The organism is Marinifilum breve (genome assembly GCF_003202155.1).
Classification (GTDB): Bacteria; Bacteroidota; Bacteroidia; order Bacteroidales; family Marinifilaceae; genus Marinifilum; species Marinifilum breve.
This window is the reverse complement of record NZ_QFLI01000009.1, coordinates 176,546-203,267: the sequence shown is the minus strand read 5'-3', so window position 1 is coordinate 203,267 and position 26,722 is coordinate 176,546. Positions and strand designations below refer to the sequence as shown.

The 26,722-nt window shown below is 34.6% G+C and carries 19 protein-coding genes and 2 tRNA genes; 7 read left to right on the top strand and 14 right to left on the bottom strand.

The window, feature by feature from the left end:
- Positions 1–6 precede the first annotated feature (6 nt).
- From sov to DF185_RS17995, 14 genes are all read right to left on the bottom strand, one after another.
- Complete coding sequence (sov, locus tag DF185_RS18060; RefSeq protein WP_110362239.1) at positions 7–7,548, bottom strand: T9SS outer membrane translocon Sov/SprA; 7,542 nt, start codon at positions 7,546–7,548, stop codon at positions 7–9.
- 45 nt (positions 7,549–7,593) lie between these two features.
- Positions 7,594–8,175 carry a Holliday junction branch migration protein RuvA gene (gene ruvA, locus DF185_RS18055; RefSeq protein WP_110362237.1) on the bottom strand — a complete coding sequence of 194 codons (582 nt, stop codon included), beginning with the start codon at positions 8,173–8,175 and terminating at the stop codon, positions 7,594–7,596.
- 145 nt (positions 8,176–8,320) lie between these two features.
- Positions 8,321–9,379, bottom strand: coding sequence for a 4-hydroxythreonine-4-phosphate dehydrogenase PdxA (pdxA, locus tag DF185_RS18050; protein WP_110362235.1), 1,059 nt, complete (start codon positions 9,377–9,379; stop codon positions 8,321–8,323).
- Between the two features lie 180 nt (positions 9,380–9,559).
- Positions 9,560–10,999, bottom strand: a complete 1,440-nt coding sequence (locus DF185_RS18045) for a leucyl aminopeptidase family protein (RefSeq protein WP_110362233.1) — start codon at positions 10,997–10,999, stop codon at positions 9,560–9,562.
- Positions 11,000–11,131: 132 nt separating this feature from the next.
- A complete protein-coding gene (locus DF185_RS18040) occupies positions 11,132–11,512 on the bottom strand; it encodes a hypothetical protein (RefSeq protein ID WP_110362231.1) in 381 nt (126 codons plus the stop codon).
- Between the two features lie 3 nt (positions 11,513–11,515).
- Positions 11,516–12,511 (bottom strand): DUF4837 family protein, encoded by a 996-nt coding sequence (locus tag DF185_RS18035; protein ID WP_110362229.1) that lies wholly within the window; start codon positions 12,509–12,511, stop codon positions 11,516–11,518.
- Between the two features lie 28 nt (positions 12,512–12,539).
- Entirely contained in the window at positions 12,540–13,988 is a 1,449-nt protein-coding gene (locus DF185_RS18030) for a lytic transglycosylase domain-containing protein (protein WP_110362227.1), read from the bottom strand.
- A 164-nt stretch (positions 13,989–14,152) separates the two neighbouring features.
- Complete coding sequence (locus DF185_RS18025; protein WP_110362225.1) at positions 14,153–14,350, bottom strand: Sec-independent protein translocase subunit TatA/TatB; 198 nt, start codon at positions 14,348–14,350, stop codon at positions 14,153–14,155.
- A gap of 53 nt (positions 14,351–14,403) precedes the next feature.
- A complete protein-coding gene (rseP, locus tag DF185_RS18020) occupies positions 14,404–15,756 on the bottom strand; it encodes an RIP metalloprotease RseP (RefSeq protein WP_110362223.1) in 1,353 nt (450 codons plus the stop codon).
- 130 nt (positions 15,757–15,886) lie between these two features.
- Entirely contained in the window at positions 15,887–17,035 is a 1,149-nt protein-coding gene (locus tag DF185_RS18015; protein ID WP_110362221.1) for a 1-deoxy-D-xylulose-5-phosphate reductoisomerase, read from the bottom strand.
- Between the two features lie 20 nt (positions 17,036–17,055).
- Positions 17,056–17,928 carry a M23 family metallopeptidase gene (locus DF185_RS18010; protein ID WP_110362219.1) on the bottom strand — a complete coding sequence of 291 codons (873 nt, stop codon included), beginning with the start codon at positions 17,926–17,928 and terminating at the stop codon, positions 17,056–17,058.
- Positions 17,929–18,044: 116 nt separating this feature from the next.
- Positions 18,045–18,117, bottom strand: a tRNA-Met gene (locus DF185_RS18005).
- A gap of 84 nt (positions 18,118–18,201) precedes the next feature.
- Positions 18,202–18,274, bottom strand: a tRNA-Met gene (locus DF185_RS18000).
- A 160-nt stretch (positions 18,275–18,434) separates the two neighbouring features.
- Positions 18,435–18,884 carry a DUF4268 domain-containing protein gene (locus DF185_RS17995; protein WP_110362217.1) on the bottom strand — a complete coding sequence of 150 codons (450 nt, stop codon included), beginning with the start codon at positions 18,882–18,884 and terminating at the stop codon, positions 18,435–18,437.
- A gap of 132 nt (positions 18,885–19,016) precedes the next feature.
- On the opposite strand from DF185_RS17995, the gene DF185_RS17990 reads away from it, so the two are divergent.
- The 7 genes from DF185_RS17990 to rnhA all read left to right on the top strand — a co-directional run bounded on the left by DF185_RS17990 (position 19,017) and on the right by rnhA (position 26,513).
- Positions 19,017–20,162, top strand: coding sequence for a metallophosphoesterase (locus DF185_RS17990; protein WP_110362215.1), 1,146 nt, complete (start codon positions 19,017–19,019; stop codon positions 20,160–20,162).
- A gap of 12 nt (positions 20,163–20,174) precedes the next feature.
- Complete coding sequence (locus DF185_RS17985; RefSeq protein WP_110362213.1) at positions 20,175–20,855, top strand: DUF4956 domain-containing protein; 681 nt, start codon at positions 20,175–20,177, stop codon at positions 20,853–20,855.
- Between the two features lie 33 nt (positions 20,856–20,888).
- The gene (locus DF185_RS17980; protein ID WP_110362211.1) at positions 20,889–21,971 is read left to right on the top strand and encodes a hypothetical protein; all 1,083 of its coding nucleotides are present in this window, start codon (positions 20,889–20,891) and stop codon (positions 21,969–21,971) included.
- 52 nt (positions 21,972–22,023) lie between these two features.
- Positions 22,024–22,623 carry a ribonuclease HII gene (gene rnhB, locus DF185_RS17975; RefSeq protein WP_110362209.1) on the top strand — a complete coding sequence of 200 codons (600 nt, stop codon included), beginning with the start codon at positions 22,024–22,026 and terminating at the stop codon, positions 22,621–22,623.
- 267 nt (positions 22,624–22,890) lie between these two features.
- Complete coding sequence (locus DF185_RS17970) at positions 22,891–25,068, top strand: S46 family peptidase (RefSeq protein WP_110362207.1); 2,178 nt, start codon at positions 22,891–22,893, stop codon at positions 25,066–25,068.
- A 190-nt stretch (positions 25,069–25,258) separates the two neighbouring features.
- Complete coding sequence (tnpA, locus tag DF185_RS17965) at positions 25,259–25,735, top strand: IS200/IS605 family transposase (protein ID WP_110362205.1); 477 nt, start codon at positions 25,259–25,261, stop codon at positions 25,733–25,735.
- Positions 25,736–26,054: 319 nt separating this feature from the next.
- Positions 26,055–26,513 (top strand): ribonuclease HI, encoded by a 459-nt coding sequence (gene rnhA, locus DF185_RS17960; RefSeq protein ID WP_110362203.1) that lies wholly within the window; start codon positions 26,055–26,057, stop codon positions 26,511–26,513.
- Positions 26,514–26,722 lie beyond the last annotated feature (209 nt).

Sequence of the window (26,722 nt, the reverse complement as noted above, 5' to 3'; positions counted from 1 at the left end):
ACTTTATTAATTTGCTAATGTAAATCTTATACTTGCCCCAAACTCTGTGGTTGTAGTAGGATAAGAAAGAGATATATATGGTGTATTTACAATCCTATCGTAATACAATCGCAAATTAAATCTGTTACTTAAAACATAGTCTGCACTAAATTTTAAGGTCACTACCTTTTGTCCAGAAGTCAACTGATCCACTTCATCAACAATCTTTCTAATAATGGTGCTATTCTTTCTAACTGATAAATCTGCTCTTAAGTTCAAGTCTGAATTGTATTTCTTCTGACGAGAACCAGATCCAATTATCATTCCGAAATTATCAAATCGATATCCCATACCAAAAATCATTTCGTTCGAAGCTACTTCAGTTAACTGTGTATTCGAAAGGCTTAAGATCAAATTTCGCGTACGCTTGATTTCAAAACTCGTTGAGAAGTTATTTTTCCATATCATATCAACATTAATCAATGGGTTAAACTGCTCATTAATCGATATGGAATTAACATCGTACAAGTTGTAAAAATTACCAGTAATTTTATTTATTGCTAAAAATCCATCTTCATCTACTTCGGCAGATAAATTTGTTGTATAGGAACCAACATCATAAGTTGAAGTATATGCATGGCTCAAGTTTATGGATTTAAAATAACGTCTGATAAATGGAATTTTTGACAAGCCTTCGAAAGATACTCTCCAATTTGGTTTCATTTTAGCAATTCCAGGGAACAATTTGTTGAAGCCACTTCCAACATTACCATATGCTTTAAGGAAAGCTGGAATTAATACTTCCTGTGATGTTGAAGTATACCCCTTATAATATCCTGTACCTTCGTTATTATCATCCAAAATTTCTTCATTCTCATAGGATGCACCATAACGTTGTTGAGCCAACCTCAATGATTCAGTTTTTCGATTTTCAAGGAATTTATTAAAATATTCCGACGAATAATCTCCAGTATTACCAATGGTAAAAAATGCCGATTTTAAACTTAAGAAACTCATGCTAAAATTTCCTGATTTTACAAGGTTCTCATTATTAAACCTGTCATTAGTTTTATCATAGATGTAATACTCACTTCTATTTCTCGAATAATTTCTATTTGCAGTAAGATCAATTTTCAATCCTTTAAAAGGTTCAATTGTACTACGAATTGAAAAGTTCTGAGTATGACTCATCACATATGGGTCATTCATTGTAGGATCTGTTGTAATCCAACCTTTATCAGCAGCTCTACGCGCAAAGTTTTTATCTTGCTGACCAGTTAAGAAACCAAATCCAGGAGCTTTTGTTCCATTGAATGATTCCCCCCCAAAATAGTTGGTTTGTGGCAAATATCCAGGCAAAGTTGTAGAGTTAATTTCAGAATAATTAACACTAATATTCCTCACACTCATTAATGTTCTAAGGAAGTTTTCTCCAATAACAGCAAATACGTTATCTTTCTCGGTAACTTTTCCGGTAACACGTACCCTTACATCTTTAACAGTGCGAGATGCTGTTATTTTAGCTCGATTTCCAGTAACAGGTTTAACCTTAATTTTCACCTCTTTTCCTAACTTATCGTAGGCTCTAATGGTAACATCCTCTGTCATTAATTTGTGATAGATGGAAACAGGTACTCCTGCTTTCAATTCATCAACTTTACCATCATAATTAACCTTCTTGTAGGATTTGGTTTTCTTTTTATACTTACGGTTCGAATTGTATTTGCGATTGATTTTCTTTAAAATGCCAACTTTATTATACAAACTTGTCATTTTTAATTGACCATTCAGCTGAATATTATTCGAATTTCGAATGGTATTACCCAATTCAATTGTATCAGCTGTTATTGCACCCGCATTCCAGTCATAAGCTCCCGAATAACGTGCATTAAGCGAAGTCCAGTTAAACAGAGGAATCTTATTAATCGGAACTGTATAAGTCACATTGAACTTATGGTGGTATTTAATATTTCGTCCACCATCCATTAAATTATTCCAAATCGAATCTTTCCAAATTTCATAAGCATCACGATCTCTATGCTTGTCAACAATACCATCTGGTTCATCTATACGTGAAGTATTTGTTGCCGAAAAATCAAACTTTAAACCTTTAGTCAGGTTGTATTTTAAATCGTAATATCTGTACCAAATAAAATCTTTATCATATGATGGATCAATTTTCAATCCTGGTTCTTCGATATTTCTTTTTTCTATTTCGTGGTAGTAACGTTGAATATCCGAACGGAAAGACAATTGTGTTGGCATATAATAAAAGTTAAAATCCTTTAGCAACCTAAACATAGGTTTTTGAAAGGCTTTTACCTTTTTAAACGGCTGAACAATTTTCGGACGCTCAGTATAATTATAGCTAAGAACACCACGATAATTTTTCTCCAAATCCAGAGTGGTATTTACATCTCTCGAATAAGTCTCATTATATGAGTAAGTCATCGATAAATTCGAAACATCTAGCAATTTTGCTTTACCTTCCTGCTTCTCGATTCTAACATTTGTAAGGTTGAAACTTTTTCGTTTTGTGTATTCTTGTGATCGATGCTTAATATCTTCTCTTTCTTCTTTACTTTCTGCATTTTCCAAAGCTATATCCAAAGGAATATCCGGATCCAGTGGGTCATACTCTGGGGTAACAGTTTCTTCTGAAATTGCATAGTACATCGGAATTCTTACTCCTGACTTTTCAGGGAAAAATTTACCTAACTCCAAACTTGCAGAAAAATCATATTGGAAAATATCATCTTTATAGCGCTCATTTACGCCATCTTCTATACCTCCAAATCCTGAGGTAATTTGACTTCCAGACCAAGTTACAGTACCCAAATCTGCCAACTTGGTGGTTACTCTTAAATTCGCAGCCCAACCTCCATCTTCATCAAAATCAGACAAACGTAATTCATTCATCCAAACTTCTACTGATTTTGGCTGATCATCATCACTTCCTGTGATATCTTCAAGTGGGTTTTTAATCCCTATCATTATAGTTCTAACATTGGCAAGGTTAGGATTACCTTTTATTCGAACTCTGTGTCCATCTTTAATAGGATCATTATCGTTAGATAATTCATTGACAGCAGCATCATAAACAGTAAGGTAATCGACACTTGAACCTGCAGCTCTCATCGCATTATTTCGTAATTGCTTAATAGTTTGGAATAACCTCAATTTAAAGTCAAACCTATTTTCATCTGGCCAAACTGCTAACCTGTCATTTTCGTTGTCCCCATTATACACGCCAGGAGCGGTTAATTTCAGAGGAATTTCATATTCATAGTAGTTGTCCTGATAATCTGATCCCAATCGAATGAAGGCTGTAAGTTCATTATCCCTTAGTGGTAAACCACTAATTTCTTCTGCATGAACATCCATTTTAAGTTTTCCATACTTACGAACGTCCATGCTAAGTGTCTTATATGCACCTTTACCTTTTCCATTCTCAAGATCAGTCACTTTTAGCAAAATAGCTTGTTCATTCAATTGTATTAATTGAGGATTACTAGGATCTACAACTCTATCTATTCCTGGAGGAAGCACATAGTTTACTGGCTCTTTTGAGGCATTCTCTTCAATATTAATTGCAGTTATATCAAAGTTTGCATCCGAAATCACAGCATCATCTTTATCCTCATTTAAAGCTTGCTCATACTTTCTCCAATCATCACGAACTAAATCCAGAGTTGCAAAACGCATAATTACATCCTCTTCGAATCCTTTTAGAAACATTCTCATAAATCGAATGGAAGTAAAATCCGAAATACTTCCGAATTGATCTTCAAATTCATTAACCGGGATTTTAAATTGATACCAATCAACAGTTCCTTGCGTTCCATTAGCCAAATCAACAGTACTGGTAATTTTATCGGTAATAAAATTATTACCAACTTCCATTCCTGTAGGTTCAAGATGTACACGATATTGATAATAAGCTTCTGTTTCACTTAAAGTTTGATCATTATTAATGTCTTCAACATTTGGTAATGTTGTTGCTGAAGTTGGATAAGGTTCTGTTGATAATTCAGAAGTTGGTGAATTTCCTTCTGGCCCATTATATCTCTTGTATCTTTCCAAGATACCTACTTCATCGGCATCATAGTCACTACCCCTAAAATAATGGTAATCATCTCCCGAAGGGTCACTTATAGCATTTACATAAGCACCTGAACCAACACCTAGGTTGGCAGATAATTCAATTTGCTGAATGTACTCATCAAAGAAACTAACTTCCTCTTCAGAGTTAAGCCCATCCAGACCAACATCCTGATACTTCCTGGCATTCGTATTGTTATCAAATGCAATCACTTGTGATTGAATCTTTGGAACACGTCCCCAGACTGTATTATCCACCAAAGTAAGATCTTCACTAGTAGGTAAACCATTCTCAAATGATTTTCTTGAGTCTCTAAGAATATCCTCTGAAACATTACCCAAATTGAAATATAAATCTCCTCCTTTATGAGTCTTATCGTATACAAAAGGATCCATCATCCAGAATTCAATGTATGCAATATTTGCAGCTTCAAAATCGTTGGTTTCTATTCTCCTCATTATCCCTCCCCAACGTGTTTCCGGCGCTTCTAACGTTCCATCAGGATTCATACCTTGTGAAACACCTGCCTGGCCATCAACATCATAATTATAAGGCCCCTTTTCATCAGGGTAATATGCAAGATTTAATACTGAAATATTCGTTGGAACACCTGATGCTCTTTCTTTGTTAGGCCAAATTTCCTCTTCAAAAATCTCACGTACAAAATGATTCGACTGTTGTTCTTTATCTGCTTTTATATGCCTTGGAGTTGCCGAATTATTACGCAAGAATAATGGATCAATTACATACCATGCTAATTTTGCACGATTAAAACCATATGCTAAATCACTGCTTAGATTTCCCTCAGGAAAGAGCGCATCATTATTTTGCGGAGTACTAGCCAATACCCAAGAACTCAAACTTTTCATATCTATAGAAGTCTGGGTCCCTTCAAAATCATCTATATAAGCAGTACCTGAACCTCCAATTGATTTATTGTGTCCCGGTCTTAGCTGTGCAAATTCACCTTCAACCGATATTCTTGATGGCTCTTTCGTCTCAATAAATGGTAATTTATCCACCATTCTGGTTAAGAACATCGATTCTGTCTCGTAACTTCCATTTAATCCCCAAATGGTATTCGATATTGGTTCATCACCAATATTCACCTTTTGAGTTAATGGTTGTTCAGACAAATGCATTACCGTTGCCCCAAGGTTAAAATTATCATTAACTTGATAATCCATTTGAACACCAAGAAGGGTTTTGGTTTGAATATTAAACAGCGAATTGTTTTCCGATTCAATGCTAATTGGTGTATTTGATTCTAATAAAGCTTGATCAATAATTTTAACACGACCCAGTGTATAATCCACCGTATAATGAATATTTTCAACCAATTCTCTTCCTCCTGCCTTTACCCTAACCGATCCTGGTTGAACATTTAAAGCATTTAAAGAAATTTCTGAACTTGAAGATGATTTGTAACTCCCTTTTAAGGAGTATTTATTCTTCTCTGCTATTTGTTGAGCTTCATTTTGCGTTTTCTCATACAGCTCTTCAAAAACATACCTGTCTGCCAGCGCACTACTTTCAATTTTCCCTCTTAAATATGATCCAAAAGGTTCAATTACTGGAAATATTACTCTACCATTATTGCTATAAATGGTAATACCATTTATAAAATCAAACATTCCATCAGAACCTGGATCCAGTTGAGAATTCAGCCTATCTAAATTTAATAGTTTTAATAAAATCTCCGTTTTTTCCTGATCAGGACCGCTCTCTTTTACCTGTATATAATTCACTTTTGATCCTGCCTGATCGTTCTGATACATGATGTTCAAAACGAAATCTTCCTGATTTACCTGATAAGCTCCAATGTTATAGATATTCTTCATCATCAACTTCCAGGTTGGCATTTTAGGACTCAGGTTAGTCGCTTTCAAGAGCTTCATTACCAATGACTGTGGTGCACTAACACCATCTGAAGTAAATTCACCAACACGATAGACTTGACCACGATTGGTATATTCATAAGCAACCGCCAAAACTTCATCGGCATTCAAAGCTTGGTTTAGCGATATATATCCTAGCTTCTCATTAATAGTATATTCCGATGGTGAAAGTTTACGTGCATTTTCTACTTTTTCATAGTCTTTACCACTCGTAAAACCAGGCGCTAAAGGTCCAAGAGTTTCTGTTACTTTATTAACATCTCTAATGTCTGAATAGATCTCTGTCATTTGTTGATAAACATCATTCAATTCATTATCTGGCAAAACTCCAGTCCCTGTCTGCGAAAAAATTGCATTACTAATATTAGCAGCACTTTCACCAATATCTACAAAAGCGACAACATTTCGTGAGTCTTGAAAGTTTGAAGTCTTATTAGTTACCCAAACTTCAACTTTATTAATAGATACTGCCGAGTTGATAACAGGTAAATTCTCCAATGCTTTATCATAGGTATCGTAAAAATACTTCGACAAGAAAAAGTGACGGTTTGCCTCATATTGATCAACAGAAATCTCATACTCATTTTTTTGCGCACCATTCTCCAAATTAACAACTGCGGTTTCTCCTTTTTGCTGAGAAAAAACAGACGTAACACCTAATTTCCCAAATTGCATTTGAGTTTTTACACCAAACAGATTCTGACCACCAGTAATCAAAGTATTAGAAATTGGCATAGAAACATTACCCGCCTCTACCTTTTTTATGATTTCATCTTCATCACCAGTATATTCTATACGCATCTGGTTTTCGAAATCAAAAGTAGCCTCAGTATTGTAATTCACATCCATCTTCAACTTTTCTCCAACTGTACCGGTAACGTTCATCTGGATTTTTTCATCAAAGTCAAAACTGGTTGTTTTCCTCAAATTTTCTGGTAAAGTTGGATTTTCTACATTGGTAGTACTAATTCCAAATGTTAATTCTGCCGACCCTTGTGGTTTTATTTTTATCGTATTGCTTCCAAATATTTTATCAATAAACTGGCCACCAAAATTCATATCAGGAACCAATTCATTATTCCCTCCTGCTCCATCGTTTCTACTTCTTTGCATCCAGTAATCTCGAATGGAATTTTCCGCAACATATTGCTCATACTCTTCCGCAGTCATGGTAATTGCACGGCGATAATTCATATCTCCAATGGTTTTTACCAAAATATAATTGCCAGTTGCAGGATCGTACTTAATGGAAGTTTTAATATTACTTGGATCCTTCAAATAGAGCGGAGAATTCAGCTGTGAACCATATTCAAGATTATCATTTTCATCATCAAATGGATAACGAAGAGAATCATTCTTTGCGTTTGGATTATCTTTATTAAAAGGTGATTTTGGATTTATAAACCTTTTATTTTCACTTCCTGAACGAAGGATTGTGTCTTGCTGTTGAAATGCACCAAATTTCGAATCAACCTGATAAGCATAAGCATTAACCGATTGATTACTCTTTATTACAAAACAAAATATTACTAAACAGAGACTTAGAGTATATTTTAATAGTTTTTTCAATTAAGTTAGATTTCCTTAGGTTAGTAAAGCAAATACGATGTTAGTTTATAATTGTTTCAGAGCCAATTTTATTAAATCCTCAACACTTGATGTTGGATTAGCAGTATAGATTTTATCAACCACTTTATATGCAGCATTCTTTGCAAAACCTAACATCACTAAAGCAGATAACGCTTCTTCTTTGTTGGTATTGTCCTGAGGAAGGGAAATTTCTAATATCTCCGATTCTTTTCCTAGTTTATCTTTTAATTCAATTATAATTCGTTGCGCAGATTTCGCACCAATACCTTTTACACCTTGCAAAGTTTTGGCATTATTCGACAAAATTGCTGTTTGAATTTCCGACGGACTTAAAGAAGAAAGCATCACTCTGGCAGTATTTACACCAACTCCTGATACAGAAATTAGATGACGAAAAATTTCTCTTTCTCTAGTATCTATAAAACCGTATAACATATGAGCATCTTCACGAACCACCTGGTGAAGATACAATTGTACAGTTTTATGCCCTGATAACTGACTGTATGTGTTTAATGAAATATGAATAAAATATCCAATGCCATTATTTTCTATAATAGCTGATGTTGGTGTTAAATCGGCGAGTTCACCTTTAATGTACTCAAACATAAATTAAGAATTAGATTATTCTGGGAATTTAAGGATTTTAAAATATGCAAAATTATGCAATTTTAATAATGAAAGATAGGCTTTTAACAAAAAAAGAAAGAGCGATTAACATTTAACCGCTCTTATTATAATTTTGTTAATTCTTTTATTGCACGTTTTTCACATTCTCAGCAGGCTTAAGCGGGTCCTTACTTATCTGCTTATACATGCGTCTGTTTTTATAAACATCCAACGCCAAATACAGAGCTTCGCGGAAAGAAACTTCAGAAGCAACATTAGTTCCAGCAATTGAATAAGCTGTTCCGTGAGCTGGCGAAGTTCTTACTACTGAAAGTCCCGCCGTAAAGTTAACACCTGAATCGAAAGCTAATGCTTTAAATGGAGCTAATCCCTGATCATGATACATCGCTAAAATTGCATCGAACTTGGTATAATCATCCGAACCAAAAAAGCCATCAGCAGGAAATGGTCCCAAGGCCATGATTCCTTTCTCTCTTGCTGTATCCAGAGCAGGAATAATAATCTCTTGTTCTTCAGTACCAATTAAGCCATTATCGCCAGCGTGTGGATTTAGACTTAAAACTGCAATCTTTGGTTTTTGAATTCCAAAATCTTTTAGCAGTGATTCATTCAAGATCTCAAGCTTTTCAAGAATTGCTTCTTTGGTAATTTTCTCTGTAACTTTCGAAATTGGCACATGACCAGCAACCACACCTACTCTCAATTTATCACTAAGTAATAACATCAATGATTTTCCAGACTCTAACTTGGCTTCCAAGTATTCTGTATGACCAGGAAATTCAAAGTCTTTCGACTGAATGTTCTTTTTGTTTATTGGTGCAGTAATTAAAACATCAATTGCTCCTTTTTTCAAATCCGCAACAGCTGATTCTAATGCTTGAAAAGCAGAAGCTCCAGCAGTATTTGTAGATTTCCCAAGCTCTACTTTAATATTCTCATCTACACAATTAATGATATTTGCACGCTTCGGATGTGCTTCATGTGCTTCTTTAATATTATTCAAGCTAAAATTATCGATATTTAATGCTTTACGATGATACGCAGCAACTTTTGGCGAACCATAAATAATAGGAGTACAAAGTTCAAACAATCTATTATCCATTAAGGTTTTAATGATTACTTCGTAACCAATTCCGTTAATATCACCGTGAGTTATTCCGACCTTTATTTTGGTATTCTTCATGAGTTTAAGATATTTAGTCTGGCATGTGCGACTTGTAAAAATCAAGTTTATCACATCTCAAACAGTATTAGAACTTAATCAGTTCATATGTGCAAGATATTGTATCCCAAAAGAAAACTTAGCTTGCGACTACAAAAATAGCAAGAATCCCTTAATCCTAACTATCTTTTTAATGATTCCTTATGATTGATAATTTTTTATAAAATCGTACAACAAACGAACACCAACACCAGTGCCTCCTTTTCCTCGATAATTATCTGTTGCACCAAGGAAAGCAGGACCTGCAATATCGATATGAACCCAAGGATAGTCTGTAAAATGTTCCAAAAATTTCCCGGCTGTTATAGCTCCACCATCACGACCACCAATATTTTTTAAATCTGCTATATCTGATTTTATTAGCTCACCGTATTCTTCCCAAAATGGAAACTCCACTACTCTTTCATAAGTATTGTTTCCTGAGTTTTTAAGTTGTACCATCTTATCGGCACTTTCTTCATTCCCCATGGCTACAACTCCATATTTACCAATTGCTACTGCAGCAGCTCCGGTTAAAGTTGCCAAATCAACCACAAATTCAGGATCATATTTTTTCGCATAACTTAAAGCATCAGCCAGTATTAATCTTCCTTCGGCATCGGTATTTAAAACCTCAACATTTAGCCCATTATGCATTTTAATAATATCACCTGGAGCATAAGCATTTCCTCCAGGACGGTTATCTGTAGCAGGAATTAAACCAATTACATGAACGGGAAGTTTTGCTTTTGCAATTGCATACAAAGCTCCAGCTACAGAAGCTGCTCCTCCCATATCCGATTTCATTAAATCCATGCTGTCCTTGGTAGGCTTCAAACTTAAACCTCCTGTATCGTATACAATCCCTTTACCAACAAAAACAATTGGATTGGTATTCTTTGCATTTCCGGGCTTCCATTCCAAAATCGAAAAAGTGGGTTCATCAATACTTCCTTTATTTACCGCCAGAAGACCTCCCATTTTTAAGCTTTGAATCTTATTCTTTTCAAAAACTTCCACACAAAAGCCTGATTCATCAGCCATTCTCTTGATCTCTTCGCTTAATTTTTGAGCAGTTAGAAAACTTAATGGTTCATTTACCAAATTACGGGCATGCTTTACTGCTTCACAAACTGCCTTCAATTCGTCCATATCCTTTTCATCAAGCACATCGCTCTGAACATGAACTTCACCAAGACAATGCTTAACTTTTTTAGTATCCTTTAAATATTTTATAAACTGATAGTTACTCAAAGACAATCCTTCTAAAATTGGTAAAACTACTTCCTTTTTCAAAGTAAAATCAACCACTACAAGCTCTGATATTTTACTCTCTTGAACCTTTGAATGAAGAGCATTGCCAAGTTTCCTCATCTTCTCATTATCTTTGTACTTCGGATTTTCTATCGAACTAACATGTACAAAAATCTTTCTTGTATATTGATTGAGTTCTATCAACGAAACTTCATTCTCAACTTGCTGAGTAAGATATTGAATTTCATTTTCGGTTAGAGGAAGACTTTTATAATTCTCAATTCTTGCCAAGTAGAATACATTCTTTGCATCTACTGAAATATTCGGTGTAAGTAAATCTATATTCATGTGTTAATATTTAAGATGAAGAGGTTTTTGTGTCAAAACCACTTTTGAAGTTAAGTAAAAATACTAAAAATCTTTTCTTTGCTTCAAATCTAACCAAAAGAAAAACCGCAACTCTGAAGCTGCGGTTTTTCTTTATAATTTATCTGGATTCTCTTTAAAGTAATTTCTTATCAGAACTTTTTTCAACTCTCGAAGAATCACCAATTCGGCGAGTAAATCTGATTTTGGCACATCAGGGTATTGAGCCTCAGCCTGCATAATTTGCTTTTCACTCAAATCAATCTGATAAAGTAATAAAACCAATCGATGATAATCTCTATCCAAAAGCCAAATCAAATGTTCTCTTAATTGAGAAAACAATTCTTCATATGCATAATCCACTTCGCCCGAAAATTGTACTTCTAAACCAAACTGAGCAAAATCTTTCTCAATTTGCGCAGCAACTTGTCGAATTATTTCTTCGCGATTGCGATATGGTTCGATACTTAGATTTTTATAATCGGGCAAATTCATTTCTTATTTATTGGTTTTATCGTATGAATACATAATTGCTTCCAGTTCTCGTAACATCTCACGCTTATTATTGTTAGGATAATAAACGTAAGAATCCATACAGATTACTCTATTGTTCTTCTCATCAAGAAAGGTTACACTTACAAAAGGACCACCCATGAAATCATTCTCTACTTGCCAAAGCCCGCGAGTTTCGTAGGCATAGTTTCCTTCAAAATCAAATTGTCTGGAAAGAATTGGGTATGACATTTCAGTTGCCATATAACTTCCTTCTGAAGGTCCAGGAACATATTTTTTTAATAAATTGTTTCTTCTTTTAATAATCTGATCTTTTGAAAACATATCTTCTGAAAGATAATCGTATGAATAGATAAACATCCCCTGGCTGGTTGTTGGTGTTTCATTGCTTATCCAAAGAAAATCAGATTCATCTTTATTGATTTTATATCCTGATGGAAAGGAAAGTGTAAACTGATATTTTGATTTCACCTTCTCAAATATTTCCTGAACTACATTTCTTCTAAAGGTTTTGATCTTTCTATTTCTTTCTCCCAATAGGAAATATGCCACAATTTTATTTCTATTCTCTAGCAATAATTCAATCATTGCTTTATTGTTTTTTGCTTCAACCTTCATGAATGACTGAGTTTTAGCATACAGTTCATCCTTAACAGCAAGATTGCTTTTCTCAACTTTAGAAGAAACTCTAAGGTCTAAGATACTACGATGAGTTTTAAACATACTACTAAAAGCATTGTGATTGATATGAATAACATCTAGAACCGGCTCATCTTGTGGCAATCCCAACTGGGTGTCATTAAGAATTGATTTTAGTGTATCACCCACTGCACTTTCCCACAATGCATCATTTATTAAAACCAAGACCTCGCCAGATCCTCCAGTCACAACTGGTCTTAAACCTTTGGTTGTCTTTTTACAAGACACTGCGCTTACTATAACAAGCCCACAAAGAAGTGTTATATTTATTATTTTTCTCATAATTAGATGTTTATTTGGAATTCACTTATTATTCGTATTGAACTATTTTTAATACCATGCCTGGCTCAACAACATTAGACTGTCTCATGTTATTTACCTCAACCAAATCACTAAGAGACTCTACCTCAAATCTGTTAGCAATTGATTGCAAACTATCCCCTTCTTGAACCTGATAAAGCAAAAACTTACTCTTTTTCAATAATGGGTCTCTTTGAGGTTTTTGAGAAATCTGTTCCGATGGTTTTACCCATATTTTTAATCGTTGGCCAATGTAGATATCATGATTCTTCATGTTATTCCACTTCATAATATTGTGTGTAGTGCAAGAATAATTCATAGCTATTTTATGAAAGTACTCTCCGGCTTTAACTACATGATAAATCATATACTTCCCTTTGGTTGAAGAAAGTTCCTTTTGCAATTCGAGATACTTTTTAGGTTGATCTTTCATTGCATAAATTTCTTCCTCATTGTCGATAAACAAACCAATCTTTTCGATAGGAAGAACCAATTTAGCTGGCAATTCACCAGCAGGAATTATATCTCTTTTATAAATAGGGTTTAACTTTCTAATTTCTTCTATTGGAACATCAATTACTGCTGCAACATGTTTAAACAAAACACTATTCTTCACATTCACTGGTGATACCCTAAAATAAGGATATTGATTTGGTGTAGTCACAATATTGTGCTCTCTGCTATAATTCAAAATATAATTTGCTGCGATAAAAATTGGCACATAGTTTCTAGTTTGCTGTGGCAAATATGGTGATATTTCCCAAAAATCAGTTTTCCCTCCTGAACGTTGAATTGCTTCACGCACAACTCCAGGGCCTCCATTATAGGCAGCAATTGCCAATTGCCAATCTCCAAAAATTCTATGCAAATACTGTAAATATTTACAAGCTGCTTCGGTTGATTTCTCTGGATCCATTCTCTCATCAACATAGGAAGTAACCTTTAAATCAAACATTTTACAAGAATTATACATAAACTGCCACAATCCCATTGCTCCCGATCGAGATCTTGCTTTAGGATCCAAAGCAGATTCAATTACCGAAAGGTACTTTAGTTCCAATGGCAAATCATATTTGTCCAAACACTCTTCAAATATTGGAAAATATAATTCCGAACGTTCAATTATTTTTCCTGTTTTCTCTCGATGTCGTACCGCGTATGCTTCAATAAATCGACGAACCACAGGTTTATAATCCAACTGTATTGGTGTTAGATCATTTAATCTTTTCATTCTATCTTTATACACCTCATCCGAAAAAACAGGAATATAATTCGCATCTAAAATTTCATTCGCTGGAAGTTCTTCTTTTAAGATCTCATCCGTAAAGTACATCAACCTTTGGTTGATTTCTTCTGCATTTTCTGGTTTTTCTTTTTGCAGAATGCTAAATAAAGATTGAGCAGAGCCAGCAGAACTGCCTAAAATAGAGATTAACAAAAGAAGTATGAAATTCTTCATGCAAACGAGTGGTTTAGGTTTAGGGATTTCTAAATTCGAATTGAAAATAATTAATTTACAACTAGCATCCAAATGATTTCACAAGTTTTAAACTAATTTTTTAGTTAATGTGATTTCAAAAAATAGAGACATTAAAAAAGGCAGGTTAATTACCTGCCTCTAATTTATTTTTCTAACGACTCTTTATCCTTATTGTTTTGATCCTGGTCTTGATCTGTAGCCTTTTTAAATTCCTTCATTCCTTGACCTAATCCTTTCATTAATTCAGGAATTTTTTTTCCTCCAAAAAGAAGTAAGATTACAAATACAATTATTACGATTTGCCAGGGACCAATCATTCCCGCTATTACAAAAAGATTCATATCAGTTGAGTTTTAGTATTTACAGTGCTAATATAGTATTTTTAATGCAATAATTACCAATTGGATACCCATTTCACCACATCATTGGCATTTGCAAAAATAAGCAAGCCAAAAAGTAAAACCATTCCTGTAACCTGAGCATACTCCATAAACTTATCGCCAGGTTTTCTTCCTGTTATAATCTCATACATTAGGAATAACACATGACCACCATCCAATGCTGGAATTGGAAGAATATTCATAATAGCCAGAATAATAGAAAGGAATGCTGTTAGTTCCCAGAAAGCATGCCAATCCCAAACGGATGGAAAAATACTTCCAATGGTACCAAACCCTCCAATTGACTTATATCCCTTAATATCTTTGTCGAAGATTAAACCAAACTGTTTTAGGTAATCATTTAGTTTTTTGAATCCTTTTCCTATACCAGCAGGAATAGCCTGTGCAAATGTATACTCAACAGCTTCGTATTTAAATCCACTAAGATCTAATAAAGGTTGAAAACCTATTAAACCTTCCTCTGTTGTAGTTAATTTTAAATTAATTTCCTGATTGTCTCTTGAAACTAAAACATTAATTTCCTTGCCTGCCTGAGTAGCTAAATATTCTTTGTATTCATCGAAGTAGGTGAAGTTCACACCATTTACACTTACAATCTCATCATCTTTTTGCAAACCTGCCAATTTAGCTGGTGAATCCTTAACTACTTTCCCAACTTTCATTGGGTGAAAAGGATAACGAAGACTAATCGTTGGATCAACACCAAACTTTTTACTGCTTCGTTCAATTAATGCTGGAATATATGAATTTGGAATTGCAACATCCACATTTGCTCCATCGCGAATTACCTGAATTGATGAAGGGCGATTTAGAATAATCTCCGGCATGATTTGAGAAAATCTCTCTACTTTTTGATTATCCAAAGCCACAATAATATCTCCATCCTTCAAGCCAATACTTTCCGACAAAGAATCACAAACAATACCATATTTTGCATTTTCAGCTGGTAAATATTGTTCTCCCCATGCAAATAAAACAGCTGTGTATATTACAAATGCCAAGATGAAATTTACCAATACACCACCAACCATGATCAGCAAACGTTGCCATGCTGGCTTTGATCTAAATTCGTATGATTTTGGAGGCAATGCCATCTGTTCCTTATCCATCGATTCATCGATCATCCCAGATATTTTCACGTATCCCCCTAGAGGAATCCAGCCAATACCATATTCTGTTTCTCCTTTTTTAAATTTAAAAAGTGAAAATCCAGGATTAAAGAACATATAAAATTTCTCAACCCTTGTTTTGAACAATTTTGCAAATACAAAGTGTCCTAACTCATGTAAAACCACAAGAATAGACAAACTCAATAAAAACTGTCCTATTTTAACCAATACATCCATTCAAATATTTATTTGTAACAAGTAATAAATCAAGAGTAAATAACACTCACTATACCATACGATTAATTCTACTTGCTAATTATTAATTACTAATTGTTAATTGTAAAAGGCTGCCTAAGATAATTATTTTTTACAACATGGCTGCTGCCAATCTTCTCGCTTCTGAATCAGATAATACATAGTCTTCGTAGCTTGGTTTCTGAATAAAGCTTGCTTTATTCATTACTTCTTCAATGATATCACTCATTTGCAAAAATCCCACTTGATCTTTTAGAAAAGCGTCTACTACAATTTCGTTTGCAGCATTAATTACACATGGTAAGTTCCCACCTTTATTCATGGCTTCGTAGGCAAGAGCCAAGTTTCTAAAATTCTCAGAATCGGCTGGTGCAAAATTCAATTCAGGATAATCTAAAAAATTAAATCGAGGAAAATCCGTTTTTAACCTTTTCGGATAAGTAAGGGCAAACTGAATTGGCAATTTCATATCAGGCAATCCCATTTGTGCTTTCATCGACCCATCCTGAAACTGAACAATGGAATGAACGATAGACTGATGATGTACAATCACATCAACCTGATCAGGACGAAGATCAAACAACCATTTTGCTTCAATTGCTTCAAAACCTTTGTTCATCATACTTGCCGAATCGATGGTAATTTTAGCTCCCATATCCCAATTCGGATGTTTCAAAGCTTGCTTGGCTGTAACATTCTCAAGGAATTTTTTATCCTTTCCTCTAAAAGGACCTCCGGAAGCTGTCAGGTAAATCTTCTCAATCGGATTATCAAATTCTCCAAGTAAACACTGAAAAATTGCCGAGTGTTCAGAATCTACAGGATAAATACTTACGCCATATTCCAATGCTAATTTCTGAATGATATCACCAGCAACTACTAATGTTTCCTTGTTTGCCAAGGCAATATTCTTTCTGGCTTTAATGGCGTTTATCGTAGGTAACAATCCCGAATATCCAACCATTGCTGTAACTACAACATCAATAGCTCCCATTTGAACTACTTGGGCAATTGCTTCGTGACCAGCATAAACCTTAATTGGTTCATCTTTTAAAGCTTCAACCAGCTGAGGGTATTTCTCTTCTTTAGCTATGACAACAACATCAGGCTTAAATTTCTTTGCCTGTTCTATTAACAATTCTACCTGATTGTTCGCTGTTAATACATCTACAACAAATTCTTCGGGATTTGCTTCTACCACTTCCAATGTTTGGGTTCCAATGGAACCCGTCGATCCCAGAATAGCAATATGCTTACTCATTAATAATTAGAGTTTTGTTTTTAAAATTTTATATAGTCTTCGGGGTTTAAAGGCTGTCCGTTATGCCACAGTTCAAAATGCAAATGCGGACCAGAAGTCAACTCTCCAGAATTTCCCAACAGTGCTATTGCTTCTCCTGCTTTTACATGCTCTCCTGCTTTTTTCAAAAGTTCGGAATTGTGCTTATACACCGATAGTAAATTATTTGAATGTTGAATTTGAATCACGTATCCTGTATTCAAAGTCCACTCCGAAAAAATAACTGTTCCATCTAAAACAGAAGATATACGCTCATTTACACCTCCTACAATGTCAGTTCCATAATGTTGAGACTTACTATCAAAATGATTTGTGATCATTCCCTTGATAGGTGAAAAGAAATGTGTATTTGACAATCCCCTTGATTTTGGAGCATCTTCAAGAGTTAAATTGTATTTTTCATCTTCTTCATGATCCAAACGGAACAAAGAATCGGATTCTGTTCTGGTAAAACTCAAATTTTTATACTTTGGATCAACAATGGAATCGGAAGCACTTTGAACTACATTATCAAAATCATTTCCTTCCACTATGTTACGAACGCCTTGAAAAAAACGATCTCGTTTCTCCAATTCAAGAATTAAGGAATCTACTAGGATATCGTTATTCTCTATATTCCTTCTCATTTCACCATCTGGATAACCAGGAATATACTCTCGTAAAGGCGTAAATGCAATTAATAATGTCACCAGAACTATTAATAGAACCGAAAACAATCCTGTTACAGTAAATACATTTAATCGTGAAAGTCGAATGGACAACACCTCGTCAAACGTGGCTTCGTTGGATATTGTTAGTCTGTATTTATTCTTTAATTTTTCAATTAAAGGCTTTTTCTCATTTAAACTACTCATACTGATAGTATCTGAAAAGATTTACGCAAAGGTAACAGAAATCAACGAAATTGTATGTTTTTTAAATCAGAAGGAATAAAAAAAGGCTTTGGAAAAATCCAAAGCCTTAAACCTAGTAGCGGGGGCCAGACTCGAACTGACGACCTTTGGGTTATGAGCCCAACGAGCTACCAACTGCTCCACCCCGCAATATATTTTTTAGAAATTATCTGTCTTAACCATTTGCCTTTCGGCGAAAAAATAAGCTTTGACTCAATCAAAGCTCAAACTTAGTAGCGGGGGCCAGACTCGAACTGACGACCTTTGGGTTATGAGCCCAACGAGCTACCAACTGCTCCACCCCGCAATATATCTTAAGACTTATCTCTTTCGTTTTGCGGTTGCAAAGATAAGAGCCTTTTATTCCAAAACAAAATTTTAGTGCTATTTTTTTAATAATTCCAATAAAAACAAGACTTACAGAAGCTTTTCTGCTTACTAATCAACCCTATAGAGTTTTAAAAAAATTAATCATTCTGAACCACTTCCTTTATATCAAGGAAAGCTTCCTCCAATAAACTCATTTTCTGAAATAAAAATTGATAATACTCCTCCCAATTCTCCTTATTATAAACCGAAGCTTCTCTTAAGTGGAAGTAAACAACACTTACCTCTTTAAAACCTTCAATAAAATAATTCTTATTCCAAATCAATTCGTCACCACAAGTTTCTTCAACAACTGGGCGGTATTTCATGAATTTATCAAACACTGAATAACGCTTATCATCCGACTTACTATCAATCTGTAACATTACAAATGCGCCATCTTCATTTAAATCAAATTTTAATTGTGCTTCTTTTATTTGTGTTCCTTTCAAAACCCAAGAAGTCATTTTTCTACCTTGTTTCTTCGAATAACGTTTAAAACCATCCCAAAACTGAATCCTAAACTCTCTCTTTTCTTCTTTTGTATACATTCAAAAATCTATTTAATACTGCAAAACTAATAGTTCTTTCCTACACTATAAGAAACTAACAATTAATTTGTAGCAAATTTTAAGAATAAAAAATAATCTTATCTTTAACTACTCTAAATTAGTTTGACTTTAATGAGATTATACGATATATATATTCCTTTTATTATTCTATTTATATTGATTTCTTGTAGTTTGGATGGATATTCCCAACAGGAAACTATGCTTGATAGTCTGTTAGTTTCTTCCTATGTTGAAGGACCTCATATCAGACAAATCTCAAGCAATAGAGTTGATGTTTTTTACATTCAACACGATAGTATAAAAAACAAAACCAAGAAAATATCAAGATCTCTTCGATATAAAAATGACACCTTAACATTTAAAGGTTTTGCAGGCTCAGATACATTAACGTATATCATACCTAAGAAAATCAGACCTCGATCAGGAATATTTGAGAAAGCCGATAAAATAATTGTTCTGGGTGATATTCATGGAGAATTGGAGGCACTGCTTAATATACTTCGCAATAACAATGTGATTGACGAAAAGAATCATTGGGCATTTGGTGATGGACATATTGTATTCACAGGCGATGTTTTTGATAGAGGGCATAAGGTAACTGAGTGTCTATGGCTAATATTCCAACTTGAAATACAAGCCAAAAAAGCTGGTGGTCGAGTACACTATATTATTGGCAATCACGAAATGATGGCTTTATTGTTTGATGACAGATACGTAGATAATAAATACAAACATGCAGCACGATATTTAAAATATCATTATTCACATTTCTTTGGTAAACAAACCGTACTTGGAAAATGGCTACGCTCCAAAAATACGCTCATGCGAATAGGTGATCAACTTTTTGTTCACGGAGGAATCTCTCCTCAATTTCTTGAGAAAAAGATGAAAATTGACGATGTGAATACAAAAATGCGATATCATTTAAACAATTATACACAACTTGAAGATACTACATTAGTCGATTTATTCTTATATTCATATAGTCCTTTGTGGTATAGAGGATATCTGTCAAGAACGCCAAGTTACGATAGAATTTCTCTTGCCGAAGTAATTAAGACATTAGATTTTTATGACTCAATGGTAATAATTTTTGGTCATACGCCTGTGGCACGAGTTTATCCATTTTACTCTTTTAAACTTATTGCTATGGATGTTCCAATTGGAGATCCAAACTTCATTGACCAAGCCTTACTGATTGAGAATCAAAAATATTATCGGATATTTGCACACAAAGAGAAAGAAAGATTACGTTAAAGCAGACAAACAATGGAACTACTCACTAGTCTAATTAATACTGTAGATGTACCAAGCACTGTTATCCTTTCCAATAACATGGTAGAACTTTTGCTTAGGTTTGTGTTAAACATGGTTGTAACCATTTTTGTTGTCAACTATGTATATTTTAGGGCAACGGGAAAAAGAACTTACGTTTTTACTTATATCATGATAAGTACAACCGTATTTTTCCTTTGTTTCTTATTAGGAAACATTGACCTACAACTTGGTTTTGCTCTCGGTCTTTTTGCAATTTTCGGTATTATTCGTTACCGTACAGATACCATTCCAATTCGGGAAATGACCTACCTATTTTTGGTAATTACAATCTCCATTATCAATGCATTAGCAAGAAGAGATGTTAGCTTGGGGGAAATTATTATTACCAATGTAGCATTCATGCTTACTACCTATATCATGGAAAGGGTTTGGATGCGTAGACACATGGCAAGAAGGACCATAATTTACGATCGAATGGATTTGATCCATCCCGACAAACATGATTTGTTAAGGCAAGATATTAAAGAAAGAACCGGACTGGTAATCAACAGATTTAAAATTGGCCAGATCGACTTAGCTAAAAACAGCATCAGATTAACTATTTTTTATAAAGATGTAGTAGGTAACAACATCTTGACCGATGCAGAATTAAGCGATAAAGGCATGGAATAAACTAAAACACAAACCAACAAACCCACTATATATATGAATTCGAAAATCCGATATATCGTGTTTTCATTTCTGCTAATACTCATTAGTAGCATAAATTCACTTGGCCTGTCTCAAAATAACCAGGATACTATTAGCATTTTCAAAGCTCCTAATCTTTTTGAGTCTGACACCTTAATAAAATTATCCATTACCACAGATTTAAGAACATTGGTAAGAGACATTGGAGAAAAAAACAAATATCATCGAGGCAGACTTTCTTATCATCATGGAGACTCAATTGTTTCCATGAGTGTACAATTAAAAACCAGAGGCAATTTCAGAAAAGACAGAAGCATTTGCCCTTTTCCTCCAATCCGTATAAAATTTAACAAAGCCGAATCGAGTTATTCACTTTTCCACGGACAAGGAAAACTAAAAATGGTGACCCATTGTCACAACAAAAACGAAAGGTATCAGCAAATGCTCATTCAGGAATACCTGATATACAAAGCATATAATCTGTTTTCTCCTGAAAGTTTCAATGTTCGTCTTGCCGAAATAACATACAAAGACAGCAAAAATCAAATGGGCCCATTGAAAAAATATGCCTTTTTCATCGAAGACTTTGAAGATATGGCTGGTAGAAATGGTAAAATTCCCAGGTATGAGAAAAAAATTCATCAAGATCACACTCTTATAAGTAAAGTAACCAAGTTGGCCATATTTCAATACTTAGTTGGCAATACCGACTGGGGAGTTCCAACCCTTCACAACATCAAACTTATTGCCAAAACACCAACCTCAAGACCTGTACCTGTTCCTTATGATTTTGATTGGGCAAGTTTGGTAAATGCTCCTTATGCTGTGCCAAACCCAAAATTAGATATCAAGTCCATACATGAGAGATTATATCGTGGATACAAAAGAACAGCCAAAGATTTAGAATATATTTTTAGGGAGTTCAGGATGAAAAAAGAAGCTCTTTATGAAATATATACAAGCTGTCCTTACCTTGATGACAAAGAGAAAGAGCGTGTATTAAATTATTTCGATGAATTTTATGAAACAATAGATAATCCAAAAGCTGTTAAAAGGGAGTTTATCGATGATGCCCGTACCATTAAGTATAAGAAATAATACCCTATATTAATTTGAATTATATTTGTCGAAATTTTAATTTTCAACAAGTATGCTTGCCTCATTTTTACATGATAATACAATTGAAGCTGGTTGCGACGAAGCTGGCCGTGGTTGCCTTGCAGGTCCGGTATTTGCAGCAGCAGTAATTCTTCCTTCTGATTTCGAAAACGAATTGCTAAATGATTCTAAAAAGCTATCCGAAAAGAAACGATATCTATTAAGAGAAACCATAGAAAAAGAAGCCATTGCCTGGGCAGTTGGGATTGTAGATCATGAAGAAATTGATCAAATCAACATTCTTAATGCTTCTTTTCTTGCCATGCACCGAGCTGTTGATCAATTAAAAACTACTCCGGAACACCTTCTAATTGATGGCAATCGATTTAATCCATACAAGGATATCAAGCATACTTGTGTGATAAAGGGAGATGGTAAATATGCTTCAATCGCAGCTGCATCTATTTTGGCCAAAACCTATCGTGATGATTTCATGTTGAAGATACACGAGGAGTTTCCAAATTACGATTGGAACAGCAACAAAGGATATCCTACAAAAAAACACCGAATTGCAATTCGTGAGCATGGAATTAGCCCATTTCATCGTAAAAGTTTTGGTTTACTTCCAGATCAAATGGAATTAAAATTCTAACAAACACATGACTAGCAAGCTATTATAACTCAATTATAACGAGAAAATCTATACGTTCATCTAATTTTCTCAAAACAAAGCTAGAATATAGCTCTGATTTTCTGACAAATACGCAACAAGCTTTAATTGGGATTATCTATAGAATCTATAAAATACATAGAATAATACTAACTTTGCTTGTCAACAAAATAAATTGACTCAACAAACACTCCAAGTGCTTACTTATTAGTCAGCAACTTGGGGCATATTTAAAATTATTCAACTAAAATGAGAAACTTAAAATCATTAGTATTGGGATTAAGTCTTTTGCTTTGCTTCTCTACTGTAAGAGCAGACGAAGGAATGTGGCTTTTATCTCTATTGAAAAAGAATGCTGCAGAAATGCAGGAGAAAGGCTTTAAGCTTACAGCTGAAGACATTTACAAAGTAAACGAATCTTGTTTAAAAGATGCAATTGTTGGTTTAGGAAGCGAAGGAAGACCATTCCGTCACTTCTGTACTGGTGAGATTATTTCTGACCAAGGTTTATTTTTAACCAATCACCACTGTGGTTTTGGTGTAATCCAATCACACTCAACTCCTGAACATGATTATTTATCAGACGGATTCTGGGCTTACAGCAAAAAAGAAGAGCTAAGTAACCCTGGTATTACTGCTTCTATTTTGGTAAAAATGGAAGATGTAACCAAAGCTGTTTTAAAAGGAGTAAAAGACGATATGTCGGAAGAAGATCGTTACAAAGCGATTGAAGAAGCTGCATCAGCAATCGAGAAAAAAGCTGAAGAAGACACTCACTTGAGAGCTAATGTTAGAAGCATGTTCAATGGCAACCAATACTTTGTTTTCATTTATGAAATTTACAAAGATGTTCGTTTGGTAGGTGCTCCTCCACAATCAATGGGTAAATTTGGTGGTGATACTGATAACTGGATGTGGCCACGCCATACAGCTGACTTCTCATTGTTCCGTATTTATACTGGTGCTGATGGTAAGCCTGCTGCTTACTCAGAAAACAATGTACCATTGAAACCTAAGCACCACCTACCAATCTCTATTAAAGGAGTTGAAGAAGGTGATTTCGCTATGATTATGGGATTCCCTGGAACAACAAATCGTTACCTAACTTCTTACGGTTTGGAAGAAACCATGAAGATTACCAACAAAAACCGTTACGATATCCGTACAGTAAAATTGGATATCATGATGAATGATATGTTGAAAGATCCTAAGGTAAGAATTCAATACGCTTCGAAACATGCTAGCAGTGCAAACTATTGGAAATACTCTAACGAGCAAAACAAAGCATTGAAAAAGCTGAACACAATGGGTCACAAAAAAGAAATCGAAAAAGATTTCTTAGAGTGGGCTAACGCTAAACCAAAACGTGCAGCGAAGTATGGCGAAGCTTTAAATATGATTGAAAAAGTTTATGCTGACAGAAAAGATGCAGCTTACCAAGCTTCATACATTGGAGAAGCATTATCTAGAGGTGCTGAAGCTCCTGGGTTTGCAGCTAGAGCAGGTAAATTATTAAAATTGTTGAAAGCAGAAACTCAAGATGCTGAGGCAATTGAAAAAGCAATCACTGCTTTGAAAGCTTCAGGTAAGAGATTCTACAAAGATTATAATGCTCCTACCGATCAAAAATTAATGGCTGGTTTATTTGCATTCTATGCAGAGCACATCGCTATGGAAAACCGTCCATCTATTTTCGAAATCATCGAAAAAGAATACAACAACGACTTCAACAAATTTGCTGAAAACGTATATGCAAATTCAGTTTTCGCAAATGAAGATAAATTCAACAAATTCATTGAAGCTCCTGAAGCTGAAGTATTGGAAAATGACCTTCTTTACAGAACTGGTTCATCTATTCAAGATACATATTACAAAGCTTACAGAGCTGCCTACAATGGTTCAGAAAATTTGAATAAAGGAAGACGTTTGTTCGTTGATGGTTTATTACAAATCAACAAGAAAAAATTAATGGCTCCAGATGCTAACTCAACACTTCGTTTAACTTACGGTAATGTTGGTGGTTACGAGCCAAGAGATGGTGCTTATTACTACCACTACACTACTTTAAAAGGTGTAATGGAGAAAGAAGATCCAACAAGTCACGAATTCCAGGTTCCTGCAAAACTGAAAGAACTTTATGAAGCTAAAGATTACGGACAGTATGCTGATAAGAATGGTAACCTACCTGCTTGTTTCTTGACAAACAACGATATTACAGGTGGTAACTCAGGTTCTCCGGTAATTAACGGTAATGGTGAGTTAATTGGTACTGCTTTCGATGGTAACTCAGAAGCTATGTCTGGTGATATCGACTTCGAAGAAAACCTTCAAAGATGTATCAACCTTGATGTTCGTTACACACTATTTATCATCGATAAATTTGCTGGTGCGAAAAACATCATCGACGAATTGACTATTGTGAAGTAATTAACCACTCACAAATAATATCAAAGGATGCTCGAATTTTTGGGCATCCTTTTTTTTATGAAAGTCTAGTACGGTCGAGAAGTTAAAGAGTACAAAAGTAGCACCAAGAGAAATTAAGGTGTATTACAGCGTGGTATTCGGCTTGCTTAATCCATTCAATTCCTTTAATTTCAATGAAAAACAATCCACTATGGCCAATACCTACACCCAATGCTACTTCCATTTAGTTTTTGCAGTTACTAATCGTGATGCCTTGATTCAAAAGAAATGGAAAGGACAACTTGAAAAATACATTACAGGAATCATCCAGGATGAAGGGCATAAATTACTTGCCATAAATGCAATGCCAGATCACATTCATATTTTCATAGGTTATAATTTAAATCAACTTATCCCCAATCTTGTAGAACAAATCAAAACCTCATCCAATAAGTGGATCAAGGATAGTCGCCTAAGTAAATTTCAATTCAGTTGGCAAAAAGTATATGGGTGTTTCACTCATTCCAATTCTCAAATCGATTCTGTTGTAAAGTACATTCTGAGTCAAGAACAACATCATAAAAAGAATACATTCAAAGAGGAATATTTAAAGATATTGAACCAAAATGATATCAAATATGATGAAAAATATTTATTTGATTTTTGGGAGGATGTTTTCTGTGATTAAAGCTGCGGTGCGCTGCACCTTAAATTACAAACCGTACAATATAACTACAAAGACTACGCGGCGCTGCCGCTTTATTAACAACTCCAAATATATTACAGATTGAGGTGCAGCGCACCGTAGTATTTGTAGGCACCAAGTTATAATATAAAATAAGGTGCAGCGCACCGCAGCCTTATAAAACCAATCCCCCTCCAAATTTTTCTCTATTCCAATTCATTTCCTCGTACTTAAATCACTCGGCGTTCTTTGTGAGAAAAAATCTTCGCGCCCTTTGCGAGAAAAATCCTACTTTTGATCTAGAAAACCTAAACAATACAAGATGTCAGCAAAAATTACAATGTTTACCGATGGTGCAGCTAGTGGAAATCCAGGTCCGGGAGGATACGGAGTTGTTTTAATATCGGGAAAGCATCGTAAGGATTTAAACCAGGGATACAAACTTACCACCAACAACCGAATGGAATTGCTGGCTGTAATTGTTGGACTGGAAACTTTAAAAAATCCAGGTTGTGACGTTACCATTTATTCCGACTCAAAATATGTGATTGACTCGGTAGAGAAAAAATGGGTATTCGGTTGGGTAAAGAAACGTTTCAAAGGCAAGAAAAATGCTGATTTATGGATGCGTTTTCTTCAAATATATCCAAAGCACAATGTGAAATTTGTTTGGGTAAAAGGGCATGCCAACATTCCTGGCAACGAACGCGCCGATGAACTAGCTGTTATGGCCTCACAAGCTCCCAACTTACTTGATGACACTGGCTATCAACCTGAATAAATTAATGTTCTAGGCTAACACTTTTATGATTTAAATTTCAAGTCTACTGAACCATGATCCAAGTCTGTTGAATTGAAATTCAAGTCCACTGAATCGCACTGCATGTCTACTGAATTAAGATGCAAGTCTACCGAATAGAAGTACAACCTTATTGAATCAATAAACAAAGCTAATGAGCCACAACTCAAGCCTATTGAATTAAAATTCTA